Source organism: Rothia sp. LK2588, assembly GCF_040946465.1.
GTDB lineage: Bacteria > Actinomycetota > Actinomycetes > Actinomycetales > Micrococcaceae > Rothia.
This window is the reverse complement of the sequence record NZ_JAYWLS010000002.1, coordinates 158,061-182,050: the sequence shown is the minus strand read 5'-3', so window position 1 is coordinate 182,050 and position 23,990 is coordinate 158,061. Positions and strand designations below refer to the sequence as shown.

Below are 23,990 nucleotides of genomic sequence, written 5' to 3'. Positions count from 1 at the left end.
GCTGTCTCAACCTTAAGGGAAAATGTTGCGGCTGTCACACCCATAACCGGTGGGGAAGAAAAATATGGTGCCTCGGGCGGTAGGCTAGGGGCGTGATGAGCAGTCAAACACCCACTCCTTCAGAACAGCCTCTCAGTGACGACGAAAGAACCGCACTGGAAATCCGCACGGTGCCCGAGTTCCAAGCGCGGCGCGCGAACCAGCGGCGCGCGTCCGCGGGGGAGACACCGCTGGGCCGCAAACGCCGGGCGCGGAAGATCAACCGTATTCTGGCGGAGACCTATCCCTACGCGGTGGCCGAACTTGACTTCGAGACCCCCTTCGAACTGCTCATCGCCACCGTCTTATCGGCGCAAACCACCGACGTGCGCGTGAATTCGGTGACGCCCACCCTCTTCGCCGCCTACCCCGACGCCTTCGCCTTGGCCGCAGCCCACCTCGCCGATGTTGAGCAGATCGTGCAGCCGCTGGGGTTCTACCGGTCCAAGGCCTCGGCAATCGTCCGCCTGAGCCAACAGCTGGTCGAGACACACGAGGGTGAAGTTCCCGCTGGCCTGGACGAGCTCACCCAGCTACCCGGTGTGGGGCGCAAGACCGCCTTCGTGGTGCTCGGCAACGCTTTCGGTCGCCCCGGGATTACCGTGGATACCCACTTCGGACGCCTGGCGCGCCGACTGGGCTGGACAGACCAGGACGACCCCATCAAGGTCGAACGTGAGGTCGGCGAGCTCTTTGACCCCGCTGATTGGACCATGCTCTCGCACCGGTTGATCTACCACGGGCGGCGCATTTGCCACGCCCGCAAACCCGCCTGTGGGGCATGCCCCATCGCCGATCTATGCCCCAGTTACGGAGCGGGAGAGACCGACGAAACCAAGGCCGCGAAACTGCTGAAGTACGAGATGGCCCCGGGACGCGAACGCCTTCACCTGGGCTTCCTGCAGGGCCGCACACGGCGTGAACTGCGCGCGGAGGGGTGGAACCTTGGCGCCTGAACATCCCGCCCTCATCGCACTGCACAACCTGGCCGACCGCACAGACGTACGGATCGCCGACGAGCACAACTGGCGCATCGGGGAGATCGACCCGGCCACCGTGCGACGGGCGGCTGTGTTGGTTCTCTTCGGGGTGCTGGACGACGTGCCGGCGGCATCCGCCACGGCCGGCGGCCCTATCGGGGAGAACGTGGGTGACGACGTGGACGTGCTGATCGTGGTGCGCGCGGCCACCCTGCGCAAACACGCGGGACAACCGGCGTTCCCCGGCGGCAAGATCGACCCCGAAGACTACGTCGAGGCCCGCGAGCGCAATGTGCCGGTAGAACACGTGGCGGCCCTCCGTGAGGCCGTTGAAGAGACCGGTCTCGACCCCGCCGGTGTGCAGATCCTCGGGTCGCTGAACGAGAAGCCGTTGCCGATCAGCAACTTCATGGTGACCCCGGTGCTGGCCTGGTGGAATTCGACCTCAACGGTCGCTGCCCAAGACACTAACGAGTCTTCCCTGGTGCTACGAGTTCCGGTGCGCGACCTGCTCAACCCGGCCAACCGGCACATGGCGCAAGTGAGCAGGGGCAAGACCCGCCACAATTCGCCGGCCTTCACGGTCACCACCGAGGCCTCGCCGCAGGGCCATTTCGTGATCTGGGGTTTCACCGGCATCATCCTGGACCAACTCTTCAGAGAACTGGGATGGGCGGTGGACTGGGACAAGAGCGATAGACGTCCGGCGCCTGGTACTAGGTAGGGAGCAACGGATGGGCTCAGCGGGGTTCGGCTACGGAGTTCAGCGGTGGGTGGTGGCGTCAGCTGGCTGGGTCTGGCATGAATCGCGGCGAGCGCCTGCGCGAGCCGCGAGAAGGTTAGCTGACGCCACCACCCGTCCCTGAGCCGGCCACCACCCGCCCGTGAGCTTGTCCCTGAACCCTCATCACCGTATCTAAGCCCCGATTATTTGGCCTTCGCGTAATTGTCCGTCGAGACCACCGTCACCGGAAACTGCACCGGCACCGAGCCGAAGAGGAGCTCGGCGGCCTGTTGCGCCGTCCTGCGGACGATCTGGGTGCAGGCGGCGGCCTCGTGTTCGGGGCCGTAGATCATGATCTCGTCGTGCAAAAAGTAGACCAGACGTGATGACATCGGGCGGCCATCGACCAGTGTGCTGCGCAGCTGTTGGCGGATCAGCGACATCCAGCACAGCGCCCACTCGGCGGCCGTGCCCTGCACCACGAAGTTGCGCGTGAAACGGCCAAAGCTACGGCGGGCGGTGACGGCCGCGCGTTCTGCCGCCGCCGTGCCCTGATCGCGCTGGCGGGCGAACCACGCCTCGTCCGGAGCCGGGGACGTCCGCCCCAGGAACGTAGTGACCTGGCCCCCGCGCTCGCCCAGGGCCGCGGCGCGTTCGGTGAAGGCGATGGCGTCGGGGAAGAGCTTGCGCAGGTGCGGCATCAGTCTTCCCGATTCACCAGACGTGGCCCCGTACATCGCCCCCAGCAGCGCCACCTTCGCGTGGTCGCGTTGGGTCAGCGCCGAACCCATGCGCGCGCCGATCTCGGCGATACCCAGGTACAGGTCCCGGTCGCGTCCGGCGATGGCGAGCTTGGTGTCGCGGCTGACGGCGGCGAGGATGCGGGGTTCGAGCTGGCTGGCGTCGGCGACCGTTAGTAGCATGCCGGGTTCGGCTTGGACTGCCGAGCGGACGTCCTTGGGGATCTGCATGGCCCCACCGCCGTGGGCGCCCCAGCGGCCGGTGACCACTCCACCCACCTCGTAAGAGGGGTGAAAACGGTTCTCGTGCACCCAGGCGTCGAGCCAGTTCCACCCGTTGGCGGTGAAGAGGCGGGAGAGTTTCTTATACCGCAGGATCGGGTCGACGATCTCTCGGCGTTGAGGTTTCAGACGCGGGTTGTCATCGGCCCAGGCAGTCAATTCCCACTTGCGGGTTGATTCCACGCGCATGCCCGCCGCGTGCATGGCCTTGAGCATGTCTGCGGGGGAGTCGACGTTGAGCCGGGGGCTCTGCAACAGGCGCTGGATCTCTTCGGCCAGCTCCTGCATTTTCTCCGGTCGCTCATAACCGGTGGGGCGTTCCCCTAATTCTTGGCGGAGTAGCTCTTCGTGACGGGCACGGTTCCAGGGGATACCGTGGTACTTCATCTCTGCGGCGATCATCCCGCCGGTGGATTCGGCGGTGGCTAACAGACGTAACCGGGCGGGGTGGGGTGCGGCCTCGATCGCGGTGAGCTGCGCGGTGAGTTCGGTGGCTAGTTCCTGCGCACCGGGTGCCTGCGGGGTCTCGGACGCCGGTTGCAACGAGTCGTCGGCGAAGAGGGCGTCTTGCCCCGGCACGGTGGGGGCGGGCGGCATGGTGCCGGCGGGGGTCTCCACTTCGCTGAGCAGGTCGAGGGTGGGAACGTAATCGAGGTGGTTGTTGGCGCGGGTGGCCGCGGTGGCGAGGATGCGCTGTACGAGCCGCAGATCGTGGCAACGCTGTGGACTGACGCCCTGGGCGAGGAGCTCCGGCATGATCTGGCGGGCATCGGCCCACACCCAGCGCACTGGCGCGGATTGTTGGGCCTCGACGTCGGCGACGAAGGCACCCAGCCGGGCGCCGGGGATCGTGCGCAGGGAGCCGTCCGAGGTTTCATCCGGGCCGAGATAGGTCAGGGCTTCCCAGCCTGCGGTGGCGGTGGAACCCAGAACGATGTACATGGCTCCATTATCGCGCATGGGCAAAAATGACGGTCATTGGTGGGCTGAGGTGCGAGTCGTACACCGAAAAAATGTGGATAACTGAAACACCCGCAAGATTCCGCGGATTTTAAACGCCCCGCTGATGGAAGTTATCCACAGATTTCGATGCGGTGCCCCACGGCGGCCTCATGCGAGGTTCACTGGAAACCACCCCAGCACAGACCCGGCGGATAAGGAGCACTCACCGTGAGCGTATTACCCGAGAACCTGGCCCGGCGTATCAACTCATTCGAACCCGGGCCGGTCGAAGATCAATTGCCTCAGCTCTATCAACTGGCCCAGCGTTACCCGGCTTCATTTCAGAACGACGATGAACAGGTCTCGCTCGTGGTCACCAAGGCGCGCTCTCGGTTCTTCGAGCCGCAGGAGCCTGCGGTCGCAAGCGAACCGGCGGATCTCCCCGCCCTGATCGAAGAGTCGGCGTTGGCCTCGGAGATAGAACTCAGCGGGGAACAACGCCGGCGCGCCGAAGAACAACTCGATGCCGAATTACACGGCATCGGGGTCTTGCAACCGCTACTGGAGACGCCCGGGGTGACCGACATTTACGTCAACGGCCCCGCTCAGGTCTGGATGAAGGCCGGGGCCACGCTGACGAAAACGGCCGTAACCTTCCCCGATGAAGACGCCGTGCGCACCCTGGCGACCCGCATCATCTCCGCGGCCGGGGCCCGGCTGGACGAAGCGTGCCCGGCAGCGGACGTCCATACCACCACCGGGTTGCGCGTGCACGCGGTGTTGCCACCCCTGTCGCGGGCGGGAACGGTGCTGTCGATCCGTGTGCAACCGACGCACCGCATGAACCTGACGGCCTTAGCGAAGGCCGGGCTCTTCGACGCCGAAGTGCATGCCTGCCTGCGCTACCTCGTGGCCGCCCGCAAGAACTTCCTCATCAGCGGTGGCACCGGCACGGGCAAAACCACCCTCTTGAACGCGATGCTCTCGGAGACCCCGCATTCGGAACGGATCGTGACGATCGAGGATTCTCCGGAGCTGGAACCGGTTCACCCGCACGTGGTCTCGTTGCAGACTCGCCCTGCGAACGCGGAGGGGCACGGTGAGGTAACGCTGACCGATCTCATCCGTCAGGCGCTACGGATGCACCCGACGCGCCTGGTGCTGGGGGAGTGCCGTGGCGCCGAGGTCTTAGACATGCTCACCGCCATGAACACCGGGCACTCGGGTACGGGCGCGACGGTGCACGCCAATAGCGCCGACGCGGTACCCTCCCGCCTCTACGCGATGGGCGCGATGGCCGGATTGAGCCAGGAAGCCACGGCACTGCAGGCGGCGACCGCAGTGGACTACGTGATTCACATCGTCCACCGCGGCGGTACGCGACAGGTCGCCGAGATCTCACGGATCACCACGGTGGGCGGGCACCTGCTCACCGAACCGCTGTGCACCCTCGAGCAGGGTCGGCGCCGATCGATGATGAGCTGGACGAGCGAGGGCAAGCTCTTGCTGGAAACAGCTAGGGCGTCTGTGGGAGAGCCATGACGACACGCAATAGCGCCCCGTCCGCGGCGGAAATGGAACTGTGGCCAGAACTGATCTGGCAATTGGCCACCCTGGTGAAATCCGGTCTGCCCACGCGAGAGATTTTTGCGGCCGCGCGCGGATACCTGCACCGCCCCGTCCCTCCCGAGGACGCCCTCGAGAAGCTTCTGACCGCAACCGAGCGCCGTACGGTGAACACCGCCATCGACGACATCGAAATGCTACTTACCCGCTGCGCCCAGCACACCCGCTACGGATTATCGGCGGGGCAGGCCATTGGCAGTGCGATGGACGCCGGGCTCCTCTCCCACGAGCACTCGCGGCTACGAGCCGGTGAACTGGCCGCCTGCTGGAAGGTCAGCGAACGAACCGGGGCACCGATCGGCGATATGCTCGAACGGCTGGCAGAGTTTCTGGAGTCCGAGATCGATCTCCACCGGGCGCGGGAGTCGGCCATGTCTGCTCCGAAGGCCACCGGCCGGATCCTTTCGGGCCTGCCACTTTTAGGCCTCGGCCTGGGCATGCTCATGGGTGCCGAACCGCTGAGCGTTTTATTCGGCTCGGTTCCGGGAGTCGCCTCGGCCGTGATCGGAGTAGGGCTGGCGTGGGCGGGGCGTGTCTGGACTACCGCACTGGTCGCCAAAGCGGAGGTGGGGCAGTTATGAGATTTTTCAGAACCCGCACCCCGCCCCCGCAACCGCCGGTGCTCAGCTCTGCCCTGCTGCTGGAACTCACCGCGCAGATGCTGGGCGCAGGGTTGTCCGTGACTGGGTGCCTGCAGAACATTCGGCACCTGGACGAAGCACGCTTCGGCCCGGTGTGCGGATTGGTCGTGCAACGTCTGCATGCCGGGGCGACCTGGGAGCAGGCCTGGGATCTCGACGCGGTACCTGCGGAACTCCAGGAGGTCAGCCGGGCCCTAGCACTGATGAACTCCACCGGAGCACCCTCCGCCCATATCTTGCAGGTTCTCGCAGCCCGCCACCGTCGTCACGGTCTGCGGGCCACCGAGAAATCTGCGGTGACTCTCGGCGTCAAACTGGTCGTGCCGCTGGGACTGTGTTCACTGCCCGCGTTCGTCTGTCTGGGGGTGATACCGGTACTGATTTCCCTGGTTCCACATACCTTGATCTGACATTCCTCATCTATCACCGAAGGAGAAAATTATGCCTATCCAAAATCAACACTCAGTCACAGAAAACCCCGCCCCGGTGCTCGAACCGGAGGTGATCACCGACCTCGATCACCCCGAAGCCGGGGCCACCACCGCCGAATACGGAATCGTCATGCTGGCCGCCGTCGGCTTCGCCGGCCTGCTCGTAGTGATCCTGAAATCAGAGGAGGTGCGTCAGATGTTGCTGAACATCGTGCAGAACGCCCTCTCCACGGCGGGAGGATAATCCCATGAACCGACAACAACGGCGCGGGCGCCACTCCACCGCCGTTGACTCAGCAGAACGCGGCGCGGTCACCGCCGAATTCGCGGTGGCGCTACCGGCTGTGGTGCTCGTGCTGGCGTTGTTGTTGAGCTCGGCGGCCTGCGGCATCGTGCAGGTGCGCCTTGAGGAGTCGGCCCGGTTGGCAGCGCGCGCGATGGCCCGTGGGGACGACCCCGCCCGCGTCCAAGCGATAGCCCACGAGGTCTCACCCGAGGCCGTCGTGCAGACCGGTTCCCGCGCCGAGGCCACCGGGAACCTCGCCACGGTCACCTGTAGCCGCCCGGCGCCCGGGGTGATCGGCAAGGCCACCGGCTGGCGCCTGACCGCCACCGCTACCGCACCTGTCGAGAGTGTGGAGGCCGAGCAATGAGCCGGCTCCTCCGCGGAGAATCCGGGGACCATCCGGAGCGAGGCTCGGGCACCGTACTGGCGCTGGGCATCGTCGCCGCCCTGTGCATCTGCTGCGTGGTGGTGGCCGGGTTGATCGGCGTGGTCACCGCGAACCAGCGGGCGGTGTCCGCGGCGGACCTTGCGGCGCTCGCCGGCGCAGACAGCGCGCGAGGCCTCCGCTCAGGCGATCCCTGCCAGGCGGTCCACGAGGTCGCTGCGGTCAATGGGGCTAAAGTACTGGCCTGTTCGCTGCCACCCCAGCTTGAGGCGGTGGTGGACGTGCGGGTCAGCTACCCGGTTCGCGGCCCGGCCGCGTGGCTCGGCGAGGCTCAGGCGGTCTCGCGTGCGGGGCCGCCGGCGTGACCCAGCATCGCGGCTAACAGCTTCTCGGCACCGGACTTGTCCAGGGGCTCGTTGCGATTGCCGCACTTCGGCGACTGCACGCAGGAGGGGCATCCGGCCTCGCAGGTGCAGGCGCGAATGGTGTCTAGCGTGGCCTGAAGCCAGTGCCGGGCGGCGGCGAAACCACGTTCGGCGAAACCGGCGCCGCCCTGGTGGCCGTCGTAAACGAAGATCGTGGGAGACTCGGTATCCATGTGCAACGCCGTCGAGAGGCCACCGATATCCCAACGGTCGCAGGTGGCGATCAGCGGGAGCAGACCGATGGCGGCGTGTTCGGCGGCGTGCAGGGCGCCGGGGAACTCTGGTTCGGCTACCCCAGCTTTTGTCATGACGCGCGGGTCGATGGTGAACCAAACGGCGGTGGTCATGAGGTTTTGCGGCGGCAGGTCGAGGATCTCCTCACCCAGGGTCTCCTGCCCGATGATGGACTTGCGCTGATACGAGATCACCTGGGTGCGCACCCGCACGTGACCGTAGTGCAGTTTCACCGGGCCCCACTGCTCGGTCTTCTCTTCGGAGAGCACCGTGACCTCCGTGAGGTCCCGCGACTGCGTGTAGTAATCCGGGTGCACCCGGGAGACCATGATCACGCGGTTCTCAAGGTCAAGCTCCTCGACCAGATAGGTGGCCTGCTGGTGGGTGTAGATCGCCCCCACGTGCCCCTGGTGGTGAGCCTGTCCGGCGTCCATCGTGCCGATCACCGTGCCGGTCTCGGCCTCGATGATCTGCAGCGGTGAACCACCGCCCCCGCGCAGATCCACCAGATCTGTAGCGTTCTCCGGGTGGGTCCAGAACCACCCGGTCGCACGACGCCGCAGGTAGCCTTGCCGCTCCAACCGTTCGAGCAACGCCGGAGCGGTCTCGCCAAAGAGCGACACCTCCTCGGCGCGCAGCGGTAGCTCAGCCGCCGCCGCACAGAGGTGGGGCGAGAGGACGTAGGGGTTAGCGGGGTCGAACACCGTTGACTCGACGACTGTGAAGATGTCCTCGGGGTGGTGCACCAGGTAGGTGTCGAGCGGGTCGGCGCTGGCGATCAATACTGCCAACGCTTCTTGCCCGGCGCGTCCGGCGCGGCCGATCTGCTGGAAAAACGAGGCGCGGGTGCCCGGCCACCCGGCCACCAACACGGCGTCTAACCCGGCGATATCGATACCCAGCTCGAGAGCCGAGGTGGACGTCACGCCCAGGATTTCCCCCGAGCGCAGTTGTCTTTCTAGCTCGCGGCGTTCCTCGGGCAAGAACCCCGAACGGTACGCCTGCACCCGGTGCGCCAAGCCCACCTCAACTTCGTCAAGGTAGCGCTGCGTCGACTGGGCGATGGCCTCGGCGGCGCGCCGGGACTTGATGAAGGCGATGGTGCGGGTGCGATCCAACACCAAATCCGTGAGCATCTCGGCGCTCTGTTCGATAACCGACTTGCGCAACGGCGCATTTTTCTCCGTCTCCGAACGCGTATCGCCGCTGGCCGCCGACAGCTTGTCGGTGACCTGTTCACGAAACTCCGGTTCCCAGAGGATCGTGTGGGTGGCCCCGTGTGGGGCGGTATCTTCTGTCACCGCGGTGACCTGCTCCTGCGCTACTCCCAACAGCCGAGCGAAGGAGGCCACGGGTTCTGCCGAGGTCGCCGAGGCACCGAAGAAAACGGGGCGGCTACCGTAGTGGCGGCAGATCCGGCGTAGGCGACGCATCAAAACCGCCACGTGCGCGCCAAATACGCCGCGGTAGCTGTGCGCCTCGTCCACCACCACGTACTTCAACCGGCGCAAGAACCCCGACCAGGCGGAGTGGTTGGGCAAGATTCCGAAGTGCAACATATCGGGGTTGCACAACACCACGTTCGCGTGCTGACGGATCCACCGTCGTTCCGAAGCGGGTGTGTCTCCGTCGTAGGTTTCGGCGCGCACGGAGCCGATGTTGAGCGAACGAATGGAGTTCAGCTGGTCGGCCGCCAAGGCCTTAGTGGGGGAGAGGTACAGCACGGTGGCTCGCTCATCGCTGAGGCCGGCCCCCGGCGCGGTTTCGCCCTGGTGCACCGCGTGCAGGCTGGGCAAGAGATACGCCAAAGACTTTCCCGAGGCGGTGCCGGTTGCCAGGATCACGTGGCGCTTGCCCCCGGAGGTGGCCGAGGCATGCGTGGCTTCTGCGGCGGTGACCTGATGCTGATACGGCTCGGCGACTCCGAGGGATTCGAAGGCGTCGCGTAGCTGCGGATGCACCCACTGGGGCCAGGGTGCTGTGACGGCCGCACGGGCGGGATTCGAGCGGACGTGGGTGATCTGCTCCGGCGCGGGGCCGTAACCGAGCGAACCGATCAGCTCGCGTACATGCGCGGGCAGGCCGGTCAGATCAGCGGGGCGAGGATCGGATTCTGCAGACACCCTCCTATTGTGCCCGATGCGGGAAAACCGCGCCGGAAACTGGGATAATGTGAGCATGACTACACCGAAGATGAATATCCGTGCCACTGTACCCGCCCAGGATTCCAGCGATCCGGTCACCGTCTTGACGGAAGAGGAGTGTTGGGAGCTCGCCGAACAGGCTCCCTTCGCGCGTCTCGGCACGGTGGACGAGGGCCGCGTCTTCATCGCCCCGCTGAACATCGCGGTGCATGAGGGAAAGATCTATTTTCGCACCGCCGCCGGGTCCAAACTCACCCGTCTGCAGATCACTGAACAGGTCACGGTCGAGTTCGACAGAGTTGAAGGCGGTAAGGCCTTTTCGGTGAACATTCACGGCACCGCTCGATTGCTGACCGACACCGACGAGATCGACCGTGCGCGCAAGCTCAATATTCGTACCTGGTTACCCACCGAAAAGATCGAATTCGTGGAGATCACGCCCACTGAGCTCACCGGCCGGCGATTTAAGCTGGGGTCCTAACTTATTCGGTCGGGCGGGAATAAATAACCCCGCCTTTCCGTTGTGGCGTGCATGACTACTACGACGAATACGAAGAACCAGAACTCAGATTATTCGATCAGCACCCAGATTCAGCTGGTGGCGCGTCCCGAGGGTATGCCCACCGAAGACAACTTCACCACCGTGCAGGTGACCCTGCCGGAGCTAGAAGACGGTCAGGTGCGAGTCGCCAACGAATTCATTTCGGTGGACCCCTATATGCGCGGCCGTATGAACGACAGCGAATCATATATCGAGCCCTTCGCGCTCAACGAGACCATGGCCGGCTCCGCAGTGGGCCGCGTGGTGGCCTCCCGCTCGGAGAAATTCGCCGAAGGCGACCTGGTCACCCACTTCATGGGTTGGCGAGACGTGGCGCAGGGGTCGGCCGAGGAATTCACCGCCGTTCCGGAACTCGGTGACACCCCGGTCTCCGCATACTTGGGCGTGTTGGGACTGACGGGCATGACCGCCTACGCCGGCCTGATGAAGGTCGCTGAGATGAAAGAGGGAGACACCGTCTTTGTCTCCGGTGCGGCTGGCGCGGTGGGATCGATGGTGGGGCAGATCGCCCGTCACCAGGGAGCCAAAGCCGTGATCGGCTCGGCCGGTTCCGACGAGAAGACCCGTCTGTTGACCGAAGAATACGGTTTCGATCAGGCCCTGAACTACAAGCAAGCCCCCATCGGAGAACAGCTACCGAAGGCGGCGCCCGAAGGCATCGACGTCTACTTCGACAACGTCGGTGGCGATCACCTGGAAGCCGCGCTGGGCAGCCTGAACCGCTACGGACGCGCCGCGCTGTGTGGAGCGATCTCCGTCTATAACTCCACCGATCCCAACCAGGAACCCGGTCCGCAAAACATGACCAACATCGTCACCCGCTCGCTGCGGTTGCAGGGGTTCGTTCTGCAGGATTACCTGCAGTATGCCGAGGAATTCCGGGAAAAGATCGCGCCCTTGGTGGTCTCGGGTGAAATCAGCTACGACGAAACCGTGATCGACGGTCTGGATCACGCGGTGGACGCCTTCCTCGGCCTGTTCAACGGCCGGAACGTAGGCAAGATGGTGGTACGCATCTAACCGTGCGTGTGCGGCCGCAGGCCCCCGCAGACGAGTAGGATTAACCCGTGGCTCAAGAACGAATTATTCTCTATTACTGCTTTGCACCGATCACCGACCCCACCGCCGTCATGCTGTGGCAGCGTGCGCTGTGCGAGAAGTGGGGCCTGACCGGCCGCATCATCATCTCTAAGCACGGCATCAACGGCACCCTCGGTGGAGACGTGCACGCACTGAAACAGTACGGCAAGACCACCCGTCAGTACCCCGGTTTCGAGAAGCTCGAACTCAAGTGGTCCGACGGTGGTTCGGCCGACTTCCCGCGGCTTTCCGTGAAGGCGCGCGACGAGATCGTCGCCTTCGGCGCCCCGGACGAACTGCAGGTCGACGAAAACGGCGTGGTGGGTGGCGGCGTCCACCTGAAGCCGGCCGAGGTCAACAAGCTGGTGGAAGAACGCGGCGACGAGGTCGTCTTCTTCGACGGACGCAACGCCTACGAGGCGAAGATCGGCAAGTTCAAGAACGCGATTGTGCCCGACGTCAACACCACCCACGATTTCATCAAGGAAATCGAGTCTGGCAAGTACGACGATCTCAAAGACAAGCCGGTGGTCACCTACTGCACCGGTGGTATTCGTTGCGAGATTCTCTCGGCGCTGATGAAGAACCGCGGTTTCAAGGAGATCTACCAGATCGACGGCGGCATCGTGCGGTACGGCGAAAAGTATGGAGATTCGGGGCTCTGGGAAGGGTCGCTGTACATCTTCGACAAGCGCCGGCACATGGAGTTCTCGCCCGATACGGTGCAGATCGGCAAGTGCGAGCACTGCGGAGCACCCTCGAATCGTTTCGAAAACATCGAGGTGCCCGGTGGCGCGCGCGAGTTGAAACTGCTGTGCCCCGAATGCACCGAGCGCGCGCTGGAACTCAACCGCGCCGGTCAGCCGGCCACCGCGGAGGTGCCCGCCTAGATGTCGCAGGCCGACAACGTACAGCAGGCAGATTCGCAACGAGAAACAGCGCTCATCGAGTACGGGGATTTTCTCGTGGCCGGAGTGACGATCAACGCTACCGAAGACAGCGATTTTGCTGCAGTGTGGGGTGACCTGTTCGATGGTCTCAGCGCAGAGCAGGCTGAGGCCATCGGCAAGTTGCAGCGCGTGGGTGTGATGATGCCGGACGCCGCCGATACGGGATTCACCTACACGGCGGGTTTTATCGTGCAGAACATCGCACAGGTGGCTGCCCTGGGGCTGACCGGCGTGGTCGTGCCCGGAGCGATGTATGCCACCGTGCTGGTACACGGCCCGGTGTCGACTTCGGTGCGAGAGGGCTTCGCCTATCTGCATGAGCGGTTCATCCCTCGCAAGGGTCTCACGCCTACCGGAGTAAACCTTGAGGTCTACGGTCCGGGGGAGCCCGGCAACCAGGACTACCGGATGTACTGCTGGTCTGCGGTAACCGGCGTGCCGCAGTAAGAATCCTGCCGGTTTTTAATCAAAAAGTGACCGTGCTAGCGATCCCCTAATTTCGCTAGCACGGTCACTCTTGTGAGGTGCCACAGTGATTATGCTGGGCAATGATGTGTCGAAGCGGTGAACCCGCGGTGGTTAGGAATCTAACGCCGCGAGGCCTGCCTCGAGTTTGGCAATGATGTCTTTGACGACGTCCTCGGAGAAGGGCGCCGCGCCAGCATCGAGTTTTGCCTGCCAATCAGCGATTGACTTTTTTAATCATTTCTTTCTCAGCATCTGCCATATTCGCTAGTTTATCTGCATCGTTGAACAAAAGACATATCTTGAAAATTATGACGAGACCCGGTGGCCCGCGGAATATCAGGCTGACGTGCAATTTTTGCTCAAAATAATTTGAGGTGTCCCCAGAATGTCTGACACTTATTTCACGATGTAAGAAGCGACGCCTGTTGGTTTAGACAATAAAAAGCACCCATATGTCGCGCATCTCAATCACAATAAATGAGTGAGGTATTCCTAATCAATATCTTCACCGGCCAAGGCTTTAGCCGCCAGCGACTCCTCACCGGCGACCTCCCACACCTCTTTGGCGGCCGAGAGATTCACGATCAAAATGACGGCGGCCAACACAATATCTGGCCACCCAGAACCGGTGAACGCCGTCAGCACACCCATCGCGATAATCGCCACGTTGACCAGCACATCATTGCGCGCCGAAAGAAAGGCCGCCCGCGAAAGCGAACCCCCGTGAGTTCGCCACCTGGTCAGTATTAAGGCGCAGATCCCGTTGACCACGGCCGCACCGCCGGCAGTGAAAACCAGCGAGAGGATCTCCGGCGCGTGGGGGTCCTGCACCTTCGCCACGATCTGCCACGCCGCTGCCACCGCGGGAAGGCAGATGATGCCCGCCATCGCCCGGCCGGCGCGGGCGCGTGCGGCCAGAGTCCACCTCAGGGCCAAAAATATGAGCAGGTTGACCGAGACGTCCTCGAGGAAATCCACTGAGTCGGCCAAGAGCGACGCCGAACCGATAGCCCAGGCCACCGAAGCCTCCACGAAGAAATAGGCGAGGTTCAATCCCGCCACGATCAACACCACGCGTCGCAGGCTGTCCCGCTGCGCGAGATCCCCGTCATGATCAGCGTGATGAATTGAAGGGTCGCTCACTTGATCTTCTCCCATGGTTCGATATCACCCGGCACCACCGTAAACAGCGGGTGGGCCGCCGGAGACGCCCCGCGTAACTTCTGTTCCCACCACGCCTCGTCGCGAGCGGAAACCTTCGCGCAGAGAAAATCGAACTCGTACTGCAACTGCCCCTCGGTGACCGGCAACGGAGCCAGCTCGCGGGAAGGCGCCACGATGCGGGAACGGTCGAAGTGATAACCGCGCGCGTCCGCCTCATCTGCGATCCGGTGCAGGTATGTGCAGATATAGGCCAGCGGATCGTCCGTCGCCTTGAACCGATCAAGCTGAGGATGGTTGGTGTACCCCTTCGTCAGTCCCCGCAACACCTTCTGGGCGAGCAAGGTTTCTCGCCAACAGGCAACCAGGCCGCGGGCGTCTACAAGGCTAGGGTGCACAGACCAAATACGCATGCCCCCTAGTCTATCCAGCGGCGGATAGAATATATCTGTGAACGAGTCAGAAATCTCCCGCCGCGAAGACGCCCCGGTCAGCCACGATCTGCACGCCCTGAAACAACTGGCGCAGGCGCTGACCAGCGTGAACTATACCTACGAGGCCATCGCGTCTCTGCTGGGCGAGGGTGCGTTTGCCGCCATGGCGCGCGACGTCGTGATCCCCGGTCGTCACCGGGTACGCACCATCCGCGCCAGCGCAACCGCCACCGAGGCCGAGCGCAACCTGGCCCTCGCCATCGCGTTTTTCATGCTGGGCGAGACCTTCACCGCCGAAGAACTGAACGATGCCCTGGGTAACGATACCTGCCAGTTGCTCGTTGACCTGCACCTCGCGGTATCGGCGACCCCTGAAGAAACCAGCGGTATCTTCCGCGCCGCCGTGGACGTCCGCCCCCACTCCGCCGACGACGGCACCGAGCTGTGGGTTGCCTCCGACCTCGGCGCCCACCAACGCCCGGGTGTGCTACGCAAAGACCACGTCTTGGGAGTCGGGCAAGCCTCCCTCTCGCTGGCGCAGTTCACCGTACGCACCCCGGTGGCTCAAGCCCTGGACCTCGGCACCGGCTGCGGCATCCAGACGTTCCACCTGCTCGCCCACGCCGACCACGTGACCGCCACCGATATTTCGCCCCGAGCGCTCGCGTTCGCCCGTTTCAACCTCTTGCTCAACGCGCCAGCTCTGAACATCGACCCCGATAACCTTGAAGAACGCGTCAGCCTGAGACTGGGTTCGCTCACCGAACCCGTGGCCGGTCAGCGCTTCGACATTATCGTCTCCAACCCGCCGTTCGTGATTACCCCGCGTCACGAGAACGAAACGGCCGAGGAACAATTCACCTACCGCGACGGCGGCTTGGCCGGTGACGGCATCGTCTCCACGCTGGTGCGTGAGCTACCCGGGTTGCTTACCCCGGGTGGTTATGCGCAAATGCTAGGTAACTGGGAGATCCCCGTGGCAGCCGAGGGGCAAGAGACCGACTGGAGCGCCCGCCCGCGCGAGTGGGTCGGTGAGAACGCCGAGGCCTGGTTCATCCAGCGCGAAGAACTCTCCCCCGAGCAGTACGCCGAAACCTGGCTGCGCGACGCCAGCGAGAACCGCGACCCTGCCACCTACGAACGGGCTTACCTGGACTACCTCGAGGATTTCTCGGCCCGCGGTGTGAACTCCATCGGCTTCGGGATGATCTGGCTACGCGCCCCGCAGCCGCAGACCGCACGTGAACAGATGCTGCAACGCTTCGAAGAGATCACCTACCCGATTCAACAACCAATCGCCTCCTTCTTCGCCGAGGCCGTGGCCCACTATGACGCGGTGGCCCCGCTCAGCGACGACCACCTCGATGCCCTGCACCTGGTCGTCGCCTCCGATGTCACCGAGGAGCGCCACGGCGCCCCCGGTGCCGAACACCCCGGGGTGATCCTGCTACGCCAGGGAGCGGGCCTGCGCCGCACCGTATTGATGACCAGCGAAACCACCGGCTTCGTCTCCGCCTGCGACGGAGAACTGACCGTCGGGCAGATCAGCGGCGCGCTGGCGGCACTGCTGGACTGGGACGACGACGCCCCACGCACCCGGTTGCGCGGGCACGTGCGCGACCTCATCGATCAGGGATTCCTGCTCATCGATCGTGAGAACACCCCCGAGCCAACCACTCAGCCGAAAGTAGAGAACTAGATGACCACTGCGCCCACGACGAACCCGCTGACCGAGCTCGACCACGCCACCTGCCAGCGTCTCTTGAACTCCCACAGCATCGGTCGCCTGGCTATATCGAACGGACACAACATCGACCTGTTCGCGGTGCGTTATGTGATTGAAAACGGCAACATCTACTTTCAAACAAAGGCCGGAGACAACTTCACATCGATCGTGGTCACCCGTAAGGTTGCTTTCGAGATCGACGAAGCACGCACCCCATCGGTCCGGCAGGTCACCGTCTACGGAACCGCCAAGTGGTTCCCCGACGACGTAGATATCGCCCCCGAACTCAAAGATGAAGCCCGCGTGGCCTCCAACGAACACATGCATTGGGTCGAGCTGATCCCCGAAAAAATCTCGGGTCGAGAGCTGAAACTGCCCCTGAGCGGTGGGTTGCCGGTACAGTAGCGTGCGCTATTGTTGTCGAAGAATCATCACAACCCGTACATCCTAGGAGCGAAGTGCCGACCAAGGCCAAGAGCACAACGGAACATGGCAAGTCTCTGCTGATCGTGGAGTCGCCTTCGAAGGTGAAAACCATCAGCGGTTACCTCGGCGATGCCTTTGAGGTGGAATCGTCCATGGGGCACATTCGAGACCTGCCCCAGCCCTCCGAACTCCCTGAGGAACTCAAGAAGACCCCGGTCGGTAAGTTCGCGGTAGACCTCGAAAACAACTTCGAGCCCTACTACGTGGTGAATCCCGACAAAAAGAAGAAGGTCACCGAACTCAAGCGTAAGCTCAAAGAATCCGACGCCCTCTACCTTGCGACCGATGGTGACCGCGAGGGTGAGGCCATCGCCTGGCATCTGCTCCAGGTGCTCAAGCCCAAGGTGCCGGTCTACCGCCTGACCTTCCCCGAAATCACCCGCGAGGCCGTCGAGCGTGCCTTTGGCGAACTGCGAGAGATCGACAGCGACCTCGTGGACGCCCAGGAGACCCGCCGCGTACTGGACCGTCTCTACGGTTACGAGATTTCCCCGGTGCTCTGGCGTAAGGTTTCCCGCGGCCTTTCCGCCGGTCGCGTGCAGTCGGTGGCAACCCGCCTGGTGGTCGAGCGGGAACGCGCCCGCATGGCCTTCCGCTCGGCGAATTACTGGGACCTCACCGGCACCTTCACCACCGAGAAGAGCGAATCTTTCACCGCCAAGCTCACGGCGGTGGACGGCGCTCGTGTGGCCACCGGTAAAGACTTCGGTGAGGACGGCGCCCTGAAGCCGGCCGCGGCGTCCAAGACCGTACACCTGGACGAGCAGACGGCTACCGCGTTGGCCGCCGCCCTGGCCGAGGCGTCCTTCACCGTTCGCTCGGTCGAGACCAAGCCCTACACCCGCCGTCCGGCGGCACCGTTCACGACCTCGACCCTGCAGCAGGAGGCTGCGCGTAAGCTGCGTTTCTCCTCGCGCTCGACGATGCAGGTGGCTCAGCGCCTGTACGAGAACGGTTACATCACCTATATGCGTACCGACTCGGTGGCGCTGTCGACGCAGGCCATCAACGCCGCCCGCAAGCAGGCTAACGAGCTCTACGGTGCCGATTACGTGCCGGACAAGCCGCGCGTCTACGCCTCGAAGTCGAAGAACGCGCAGGAGGCGCACGAGGCGATCCGCCCCGCCGGTGACTCCTTCCGTACCCCGTCTCAGGTGAAGTCTGAGCTGAGCTCCGACGAGTTCCGTCTCTACGAACTGATCTGGAAGCGCACCGTGGCCTCGCAGATGGCGGACGCCAAGGGACAGACCGCCTCCATCAAACTGGGCGCGGTCTCCAGCGACTCGCGAGACGCCGAATTCTCCGCATCGGGCACCGTCATCACCTTCCGCGGTTTCTTGGCCGCCTATGAAGAAGGTACCGACGTGGTGGCCAACGAAGAGAAGGACGCCAAGGGGGAGAAGCGCCTGCCACAGCTGGCAGAGGGCAACCCGCTGAGCGCCTCCGACATCGCCGCCGCCGGTCACGACACCACCCCGCCCGCCCGCTACACCGAAGCCTCTCTGGTCAAGGTGATGGACGAGCTGGGGATCGGTCGCCCCTCGACCTACGCCGCTGTCATCTCCACGATTCAGGACCGCGGATACGTGAACGTCCGCGGTGGAGCTTTGGTGCCCTCGTGGACCGCGTTCTCGGTGGTTCGTCTGCTGGAGGAACACTTCGACAAGTACGTGGACTACGAGTTCACCGCAGCGATGGAGGAAGACCTCGACCGCATCGCCCGTGGCGAAGAAAAGCGGGCGGACTGGTTGCAGGGCTTCTACTTCGGCGGCGGACCGCGCCGCGGTTTGAAGCCCATCGTCGACAATCTGGGCGATATCGACGCCCGCGCCATCAACTCGATCGAGATCGCCGACGGCATCAACCTGCGGGTGGGTAAGTTCGGTCCGTATCTCGAACAGGGCGGAGAACTGGACACCGAAACCGGGGAGATCAAGGATCCGGTGCGCGCCAACGTGCCCGCCGACCTCGCCCCCGATGAGTTGACCGCGGAGAAAGCCGCCGAGCTGATCGAACAGGGTAAGCAGGACGGCCGTGAATTGGGTACCGATCCGGAGACCGGCCGCACGATCGTGGCGCGAGACGGTCGTTTTGGCCCCTACGTCACCGAGGTCATCCCCGAGATGACCGAGGAAGAGATCCAGGCGTATCTGGACGCTCAGCCGACCGAGTACTACAAGAACGGCAACCCGAAGCCCAAGAAGAAGCCGAAGAAGGAAAAGCCGCGCACCGCGTCCCTGTTCAAGTCGATGGACCTGGCCACGGTCACCCTCGAGGACGCCCTGAAGCTGATGAGCCTGCCGCGAGTACTGGGCACCGACTCCGAAGGCACCGAGATCACGGTTCAGAATGGTCGCTTCGGCCCCTACCTGAAGAAGGGTTCCGACTCGCGTTCGCTGAATAGCGAAGAGGAGATCTTTACGATCACCCTCGAGCAGGCCCTAGAGATCTATTCGCAGCCCAAGCAGCGCGGCCGCGGTGCGGCTAAACCTCCGCTGGCCGAGTTCGGCGACGACCCGGTCTCTGAGAAGAAGATTGTGGTCAAGGACGGCCGTTTCGGCCCGTACATCACCGACGGGGTCACGAACATTACGGTGCCGCGCAGCGAAACCCTCGAGTCGTTGACCCGCGAACGCGCCATCGAGCTGTTGGCCGAGAAGCGGGCCAAGGGGCCGGCCAAGCGTAAGACCCCGGCGAAGAAGACGGCGGCGAAAAAGACCACCGCCAAGAAACCGGCGGCCAAGAAGACTACCTCTCAAAAATAACAGGGTAGTTAATGAATTCGAGAGTTACGCACCCTCGCCGCTGGGCGAGGGTGCGTAGACTTTTAAACAACACCTACTATAGACCGTGTGGTGGGAGCGCTGAGAGGGGAAGAAATGACTGTAGAAAAGAAACCGATCGAGGTCGCGCTGTCTTCGTCATGTCTGTTTCCGCCCTCCCTGCCCGAGACGTTCTCTACGGCAGTAGACCTCGGGTATGACAGCGTGGAGGTGATGATCACCGGAAACGCGATTTCGCAGGAACCGCACGACCTCAAGGAGCTGGTGCAGAGGTACCAGATTCCGATCTCGGCGATCCACGCCCCCACATTGTTGCTCACGCAGCAGGTGTGGGGTCGCGCCTGGAACAAGATGCAGATGGCGGCGAAACTGACTCAGGACGTCGGGGCGCAGGTGATCGTTGCCCACCCGCCGTTTCGGTGGCAGAAGACCTATGCGAAGAATTTCGTGGCCGGCGTGCGTGAGATTTCTGAGGGGGAGGGCGTGAAGATCGCGGTCGAGAATATGTACCCCTGGGAGTTCGCCGGCCGAAGCATGGAGATGTACGCCCCGCACTGGGATCCCACCCGTTTTGACTATGACTGGATCACCTGGGACTTCTCCCACGCGGCTGCCGCAGGCGTGGATTCCCTGGAATATCTGCAGAAGATTGGGCCTCGGTTAGGGCATGTGCATTTGACCGACGGTATGGGCGACAAGGTGATGGATGAGCATCTGATGCCCGGGTACGGTCGTCAGCCCGTGGCGGAGTCTTTGGAATATCTGGCGGATACCGGTTTCGACGGCGTGGTCTGCGCCGAGATTTCGACTAAAGGAAAGAATGCCGGTGAGCGAGATGAAATGCTATTAGAAACACTCCACTTCGCTCACCGGCATCTCCGAAGGTAGGCGCCCAAGCCCACCTTCTATCATCAATCACTCGCACCTTATGAGGATTTACTCCCATGAGGTGTTTCCATCATACATTTTGTTTAGGAGGTTTACCACCTGGTGAACCTGAACGAAGCCTGTCAATTTTTACCCGACCGCCGGACGGGTTGATAGCCTGGATTCATCAGCTTTCAATGTAGAAAACGAGGATGATCATGGCAGAGAACATAGTTGCGTTCCTAGGCACCGGTTCCATGAACGGTTCCATTGCCGCGGGGTTGATTGCCAGCGGTTTCGATCCGGCCCGCGTTCGCGCCACGGTGCGCAGTGAAGACAGCGCCGGTTCGTTGCGAAAGAAGCTTTCGGACACCGAAGAGAAGGTGCAGATCTTCACCGCCGAATCCGAAGACCGAGCAAACACCCGCGCGGTAGACGGCGCCGACGTCGTACTCCTGGGCGTGAAGCCCTACGATGTGCTTGATCTCGCCCGCGAGATCGCACCGGCGCTGGCGGACGACACCCTGGTGATTTCGGTGGCTGCCGGTGTTCCGCTGGATGCGCTACAGAAAGCTCTGGGGGAGAAGCAGCCGGCCGTGCGTTGTATGCCGAACACCCCGTCGCGCGTGGGCCACGGCGTCATGGCGATCTCGGCGGGGCAGACCGTCAGTGAGGACCAGCTGAAGCTGGCGCACGAGATTCTCGGTGCAGTGGGTGAGGTCTTCGAGGTCGCAGAAGACCAGATGGACGCGGTCACCGCCGTCTCCGGGTCTGGCCCGGCATATGCGTTTTTGCTGGCCGAGACCATGTCTAAGGCCGGTCAGAAACTCGGGCTGGACGCCGACCTCGCCGCGAAGCTCGCGGCGGCCACGGTGGGTGGCGCCGGCGCTCTCCTGGAGGAAGACCCGAATCCCGAGGACTTGCGTAAGGCCGTGACCAGCCCCGGTGGCACTACCGAGCAGGCGATCCTTTCCTATCAAGACTCCGGCCTGGAAGAGATCACATACAAGGCGATGAAGGCGTGCGCGGATAAGTCTCAAGAGATGAGCCGCGAATACACGGCCTAACCTGAGGGTGTTGCAAGGGTGCTCGCGGTCTCGACGGATGCTTTGGCAGTGAAAACGTCGAGACCGCGAGCACCCTGGGCCCAGGAATCAACAGTCTAAACTCGGCGGGTAGGGGAGGGTGCTGCTCTCGGTCCGCTTAAGTTAAATAAAAAAGAAGCTCCGACTGTAGGGAATCAGTCGGAGCTTCTGTGACGATGTTGAATTATCAATCTCGTCTACAGCCAAGCTTTTGCAGCGACCGGATTAGGGGATACCGGCTCAGAATGCTGAAAAACTAAACTGTTTTGAACGGGTTCGCAATCCGTTCAGTAATCACTCGCACCTTTAGAGGTGATAATAGTTTAGGCACACGCCGGTCGCTTTGGCAACTCGTTGAGGGTCTTGTGCCGCGTAAAATCACGTCAAATTGGCCCACAAATCGCCAATTTTTGTCCCCTAAAAGCCGCTGACTAGGTGTGATGATTTTTATGGCCGCGCGGCAAATCTTTCAATTAAATCTACCTGACCCGAAACGATCAGAAGGTCGCGAGAGGTGACCTTAGTATCGGGGGTTGCGTAGGTGAAATCTTCACCGGGGGACTTCACCCCCACAATGGTCACGCCGTACTTGCCGCGGACGTCCGACTCGGCCAGCGTGAAACCGTGCGTCTCCTTGGGCGGATACATCTTGACGATCGCGAAATCGTCGTCGAACTCGATGTAATCCAGCAGCCGGCCGGAGACCAAGTGCGCCGCGCGGCGTCCGGCGTCCGCCTCGGGGAACACCACCTTGTGGGCCCCGATGCGCGAGAGGATCTTGCCGTGCGCCGGGGTGATCGCCTTGGCCCAGATGCGCTCGATCCCCAGGTCTACCAAGTTTGCGGTGATGAGCACCGACGCCTCGACCGAGGTACCCACGCCCACCACGGCGGCGGTGAAGTCGGAGGCGCCGAGCTGGCGCAGCGCGTCGATGTCGGTGGCGTCGGCCTCGACCACGTGGGTGAGCAGACCCGACCACTTCTGAACCAGCGTGGGATCCTTCTCGATCGCCAGCACCTCTTTGTTTTGCCGCTTCAGTTGCGCGGCCGTGGATGCACCGAAGCGCCCCAGGCCGATAACCAAGACGGGAGAGTTGTGGGAAATACGATCAGCCAATGATGGGCCTTTCCTCGGGGAACTTGTACAGGCGACGACGGGAGCGCAGAGCCAGGCCGGTGGCCACGGTGATGATTCCGATTCGGCCCACGAACATCAACACGCTCAAAACATAGATACAGGACGGCGGTAACACGGGGGAGAGCCCCACCGACAGGCCACAGGTGGCGTAGGCGGAAATGACCTCGAACAGAACACGGTCGAGGGTTTCACCGCTGAGAAAAACGATCATGGCGGTGCCGATGAACACGATGATCGCGCTCATCATGATCACCGAGATCGCGATGCGGAGCACCGAGTCAGGAATAGTGCGGTTGAACGCCACCACGAAGGTGTCACCACGCGCCTCGGCGATCACCGCCAAGATCACTACGGTGATGGTGGTGATCTTGATGCCGCCGGCGGTAGAAGCCGAACCGCCACCGATAAACATCAGCACGTCGGTGATCAACAAGGTGATGGGGTTGGCGTCGTTCATATCCACCAGGTTGAAACCGCCCGAACGCGTCATGATCGAGGCGAATAGGGCGTTGAGGATCTTGTCGAAAAAGTTGAGGTCTCCGATGGTTTTCGGATTGGACCACTCGAACAGGCCCCACAGTGCCATGCCGATAAACATCAACGCTACCGTGCCGATGATGGTCAGCTTGGTGGTGAGGTTCCAGCGGCTGAAGGAGAGCGGGTTTTGTTGAATCACCAGGATGACCGGGAAGCCCAGCGAACCGATGAACACGCCCACGCAGATGGGGATCAGAATCCACAGGTCATGCCCGTAGGGAACGATGCCGTCGGAGTGGGGCGTGAACCCGGCGTTGTTGAAGGCCGAGACCGCGTAGAAGATGCCGTGCCAGATACTCTCGCCAAAACTTTCGCCCAGTAGCAGAAAGCGGGGAATGAGGATGAGCGCGATCGTCGCCTCGAAACCGATCGAGGTGGTGGCCACCGTCCGCAATACTGAACCTAGCTCGCCCAGCTTGCCGATGTTCATGGCCTCTTGCGCGATGAGTCGGGAGCGCAACCCGAGCTTGCGGCCCACGGCCATGGCCAGCAGGGACGTCATCGTGAGCGTGCCCAGGCCACCGATTTGAAAGGCGATGAGAATCATCAGTTGACCGAAAAACGACCACTGCGTGGCCGTTGAGACGGTGGTCAAACCCGTAACCGTCACCGCCGAGGTCGCCGTGAAGATCGCGTGGTGCAACGCCACACTTTGTCCATCGGCCGAAGAAATCGGCAAGAGCAACATGACCGAGAAGAAGACGATCACCAGGGAGAACGCGAAGATTGCCATGCGCGACGGTGAGGCGGCCACGGTGCGGTCGAGCACGTCGCGGATCCTCTCGAGAGTGGAGACGACGCCGACGGCTTTGGTATCGGTCTCGGTCATGCGGTT

The 23,990-nt window shown here is 62.9% G+C and carries 23 protein-coding genes; 17 read left to right on the top strand and 6 right to left on the bottom strand.

What is annotated here, in order from left to right; genetic code table 11:
• Positions 1-95 precede the first annotated feature (95 nt).
• Both nth and VVR12_RS05195 read left to right on the top strand, forming a co-directional pair.
• Positions 96-995 carry an endonuclease III gene (nth, locus tag VVR12_RS05200; protein ID WP_368550109.1) on the top strand — a complete coding sequence of 300 codons (900 nt, stop codon included), beginning with the start codon at positions 96-98 and terminating at the stop codon, positions 993-995.
• Positions 985-1,743 (top strand): CoA pyrophosphatase, encoded by a 759-nt coding sequence (locus VVR12_RS05195; RefSeq protein WP_368550108.1) that lies wholly within the window; start codon positions 985-987, stop codon positions 1,741-1,743. The genes nth and VVR12_RS05195 overlap by 11 nt, the downstream gene beginning before the upstream one ends.
• A gap of 203 nt (positions 1,744-1,946) precedes the next feature.
• Here VVR12_RS05195 and VVR12_RS05190 read toward each other — a convergent pair whose 3' ends face one another.
• Entirely contained in the window at positions 1,947-3,707 is a 1,761-nt protein-coding gene (locus VVR12_RS05190) for a bifunctional 3'-5' exonuclease/DNA polymerase (protein WP_368550107.1), read from the bottom strand.
• Positions 3,708-3,935: 228 nt separating this feature from the next.
• On the opposite strand from VVR12_RS05190, the gene VVR12_RS05185 reads away from it, so the two are divergent.
• The 6 genes from VVR12_RS05185 to VVR12_RS05160 are packed head-to-tail and all read left to right on the top strand — an operon-like array spanning position 3,936 to position 7,441.
• Entirely contained in the window at positions 3,936-5,249 is a 1,314-nt protein-coding gene (locus VVR12_RS05185) for a TadA family conjugal transfer-associated ATPase (RefSeq protein ID WP_368550106.1), read from the top strand.
• Complete coding sequence (locus tag VVR12_RS05180) at positions 5,246-5,914, top strand: type II secretion system F family protein (RefSeq protein ID WP_368550105.1); 669 nt, start codon at positions 5,246-5,248, stop codon at positions 5,912-5,914. Before VVR12_RS05185 ends, VVR12_RS05180 begins: the two co-directional genes overlap by 4 nt.
• Positions 5,911-6,384, top strand: a complete 474-nt coding sequence (locus VVR12_RS05175; protein WP_368550104.1) for a type II secretion system F family protein — start codon at positions 5,911-5,913, stop codon at positions 6,382-6,384. The genes VVR12_RS05180 and VVR12_RS05175 overlap by 4 nt, the downstream gene beginning before the upstream one ends.
• Positions 6,385-6,415: 31 nt before the next feature.
• Positions 6,416-6,649, top strand: a complete 234-nt coding sequence (locus VVR12_RS05170; protein WP_368550103.1) for a DUF4244 domain-containing protein — start codon at positions 6,416-6,418, stop codon at positions 6,647-6,649.
• A gap of 4 nt (positions 6,650-6,653) precedes the next feature.
• Positions 6,654-7,058 carry a TadE family type IV pilus minor pilin gene (locus tag VVR12_RS05165; protein WP_368550102.1) on the top strand — a complete coding sequence of 135 codons (405 nt, stop codon included), beginning with the start codon at positions 6,654-6,656 and terminating at the stop codon, positions 7,056-7,058.
• Complete coding sequence (locus VVR12_RS05160; protein WP_368550101.1) at positions 7,055-7,441, top strand: Rv3654c family TadE-like protein; 387 nt, start codon at positions 7,055-7,057, stop codon at positions 7,439-7,441. Before VVR12_RS05165 ends, VVR12_RS05160 begins: the two co-directional genes overlap by 4 nt.
• On the opposite strand, the gene VVR12_RS05155 is transcribed toward VVR12_RS05160, so the two are convergent.
• A complete protein-coding gene (locus VVR12_RS05155) occupies positions 7,408-9,816 on the bottom strand; it encodes a DEAD/DEAH box helicase (RefSeq protein WP_368550479.1) in 2,409 nt (802 codons plus the stop codon). The two genes, VVR12_RS05160 and VVR12_RS05155, sit on opposite strands and share 34 nt — an antisense overlap.
• 97 nt (positions 9,817-9,913) lie before the next feature.
• On the opposite strand from VVR12_RS05155, the gene VVR12_RS05150 reads away from it, so the two are divergent.
• Genes VVR12_RS05150 through VVR12_RS05135 form a run of 4 tightly spaced genes read left to right on the top strand, consistent with a single transcriptional unit; the run spans position 9,914 to position 12,918 of the window.
• Complete coding sequence (locus VVR12_RS05150) at positions 9,914-10,360, top strand: pyridoxamine 5'-phosphate oxidase family protein (protein WP_368550100.1); 447 nt, start codon at positions 9,914-9,916, stop codon at positions 10,358-10,360.
• Between the two features lie 51 nt (positions 10,361-10,411).
• Positions 10,412-11,461 carry an NADP-dependent oxidoreductase gene (locus tag VVR12_RS05145; protein ID WP_368550099.1) on the top strand — a complete coding sequence of 350 codons (1,050 nt, stop codon included), beginning with the start codon at positions 10,412-10,414 and terminating at the stop codon, positions 11,459-11,461.
• 47 nt (positions 11,462-11,508) lie between these two features.
• A complete protein-coding gene (locus tag VVR12_RS05140) occupies positions 11,509-12,411 on the top strand; it encodes a rhodanese-related sulfurtransferase (protein WP_368550098.1) in 903 nt (300 codons plus the stop codon).
• The gene (locus VVR12_RS05135; RefSeq protein ID WP_368550097.1) at positions 12,412-12,918 is read left to right on the top strand and encodes a GyrI-like domain-containing protein; all 507 of its coding nucleotides are present in this window, start codon (positions 12,412-12,414) and stop codon (positions 12,916-12,918) included.
• 513 nt (positions 12,919-13,431) lie between these two features.
• Here the strand turns inward: VVR12_RS05135 and VVR12_RS05130 are convergent.
• Together VVR12_RS05130 and VVR12_RS05125 are read right to left on the bottom strand one after the other, a co-directional pair.
• Complete coding sequence (locus VVR12_RS05130; RefSeq protein ID WP_368550096.1) at positions 13,432-14,082, bottom strand: cation transporter; 651 nt, start codon at positions 14,080-14,082, stop codon at positions 13,432-13,434.
• A complete protein-coding gene (locus tag VVR12_RS05125) occupies positions 14,079-14,513 on the bottom strand; it encodes a pyrimidine dimer DNA glycosylase/endonuclease V (RefSeq protein ID WP_368550095.1) in 435 nt (144 codons plus the stop codon). Before VVR12_RS05125 ends, VVR12_RS05130 begins: the two co-directional genes overlap by 4 nt.
• 37 nt (positions 14,514-14,550) lie before the next feature.
• Here VVR12_RS05125 and VVR12_RS05120 point away from each other — a divergent pair, with 37 nt between their 5' ends.
• The 5 genes from VVR12_RS05120 (at position 14,551) to proC (ending at position 21,463) form a co-directional block, all read left to right on the top strand.
• Positions 14,551-16,233 carry a methyltransferase gene (locus tag VVR12_RS05120; protein WP_368550094.1) on the top strand — a complete coding sequence of 561 codons (1,683 nt, stop codon included), beginning with the start codon at positions 14,551-14,553 and terminating at the stop codon, positions 16,231-16,233.
• The gene (locus VVR12_RS05115; RefSeq protein WP_368550093.1) at positions 16,234-16,665 is read left to right on the top strand and encodes a pyridoxamine 5'-phosphate oxidase family protein; all 432 of its coding nucleotides are present in this window, start codon (positions 16,234-16,236) and stop codon (positions 16,663-16,665) included.
• A 53-nt stretch (positions 16,666-16,718) separates the two neighbouring features.
• Entirely contained in the window at positions 16,719-19,511 is a 2,793-nt protein-coding gene (gene topA, locus VVR12_RS05110; protein ID WP_368550092.1) for a type I DNA topoisomerase, read from the top strand.
• Between the two features lie 114 nt (positions 19,512-19,625).
• Complete coding sequence (locus VVR12_RS05105; protein ID WP_368550091.1) at positions 19,626-20,417, top strand: sugar phosphate isomerase/epimerase family protein; 792 nt, start codon at positions 19,626-19,628, stop codon at positions 20,415-20,417.
• A 197-nt stretch (positions 20,418-20,614) separates the two neighbouring features.
• The gene (gene proC, locus VVR12_RS05100) at positions 20,615-21,463 is read left to right on the top strand and encodes a pyrroline-5-carboxylate reductase (RefSeq protein ID WP_368550090.1); all 849 of its coding nucleotides are present in this window, start codon (positions 20,615-20,617) and stop codon (positions 21,461-21,463) included.
• A gap of 465 nt (positions 21,464-21,928) precedes the next feature.
• Here the strand turns inward: proC and VVR12_RS05095 are convergent, their stop codons facing one another.
• Together VVR12_RS05095 and VVR12_RS05090 are read right to left on the bottom strand one after the other, a co-directional pair.
• Positions 21,929-22,597, bottom strand: a complete 669-nt coding sequence (locus tag VVR12_RS05095; RefSeq protein WP_368550089.1) for a TrkA family potassium uptake protein — start codon at positions 22,595-22,597, stop codon at positions 21,929-21,931.
• Complete coding sequence (locus VVR12_RS05090; protein ID WP_368550088.1) at positions 22,590-23,984, bottom strand: TrkH family potassium uptake protein; 1,395 nt, start codon at positions 23,982-23,984, stop codon at positions 22,590-22,592. Before VVR12_RS05090 ends, VVR12_RS05095 begins: the two co-directional genes overlap by 8 nt.
• Between the last annotated feature and the right edge of the window lie 6 nt (positions 23,985-23,990).

Coding starts and splice junctions, on each gene's coding strand:
- nth (WP_368550109.1), top strand. CDS start 96: ATGAGCAGTCAAACACCCACTCCTTCAGAACAGCCTCTCAGTGACGAC.
- VVR12_RS05190 (WP_368550107.1), bottom strand. CDS start 3,707: ATGTACATCGTTCTGGGTTCCACCGCCACCGCAGGCTGGGAAGCCCTG.
- VVR12_RS05180 (WP_368550105.1), top strand. CDS start 5,246: ATGACGACACGCAATAGCGCCCCGTCCGCGGCGGAAATGGAACTGTGG.
- VVR12_RS05175 (WP_368550104.1), top strand. CDS start 5,911: ATGAGATTTTTCAGAACCCGCACCCCGCCCCCGCAACCGCCGGTGCTC.
- VVR12_RS05170 (WP_368550103.1), top strand. CDS start 6,416: ATGCCTATCCAAAATCAACACTCAGTCACAGAAAACCCCGCCCCGGTG.
- VVR12_RS05165 (WP_368550102.1), top strand. CDS start 6,654: ATGAACCGACAACAACGGCGCGGGCGCCACTCCACCGCCGTTGACTCA.
- VVR12_RS05160 (WP_368550101.1), top strand. CDS start 7,055: ATGAGCCGGCTCCTCCGCGGAGAATCCGGGGACCATCCGGAGCGAGGC.
- VVR12_RS05150 (WP_368550100.1), top strand. CDS start 9,914: ATGACTACACCGAAGATGAATATCCGTGCCACTGTACCCGCCCAGGAT.
- VVR12_RS05145 (WP_368550099.1), top strand. CDS start 10,412: ATGACTACTACGACGAATACGAAGAACCAGAACTCAGATTATTCGATC.
- VVR12_RS05135 (WP_368550097.1), top strand. CDS start 12,412: ATGTCGCAGGCCGACAACGTACAGCAGGCAGATTCGCAACGAGAAACA.
- VVR12_RS05125 (WP_368550095.1), bottom strand. CDS start 14,513: ATGCGTATTTGGTCTGTGCACCCTAGCCTTGTAGACGCCCGCGGCCTG.
- VVR12_RS05115 (WP_368550093.1), top strand. CDS start 16,234: ATGACCACTGCGCCCACGACGAACCCGCTGACCGAGCTCGACCACGCC.
- VVR12_RS05105 (WP_368550091.1), top strand. CDS start 19,626: ATGACTGTAGAAAAGAAACCGATCGAGGTCGCGCTGTCTTCGTCATGT.
- proC (WP_368550090.1), top strand. CDS start 20,615: ATGGCAGAGAACATAGTTGCGTTCCTAGGCACCGGTTCCATGAACGGT.
- VVR12_RS05090 (WP_368550088.1), bottom strand. CDS start 23,984: ATGACCGAGACCGATACCAAAGCCGTCGGCGTCGTCTCCACTCTCGAG.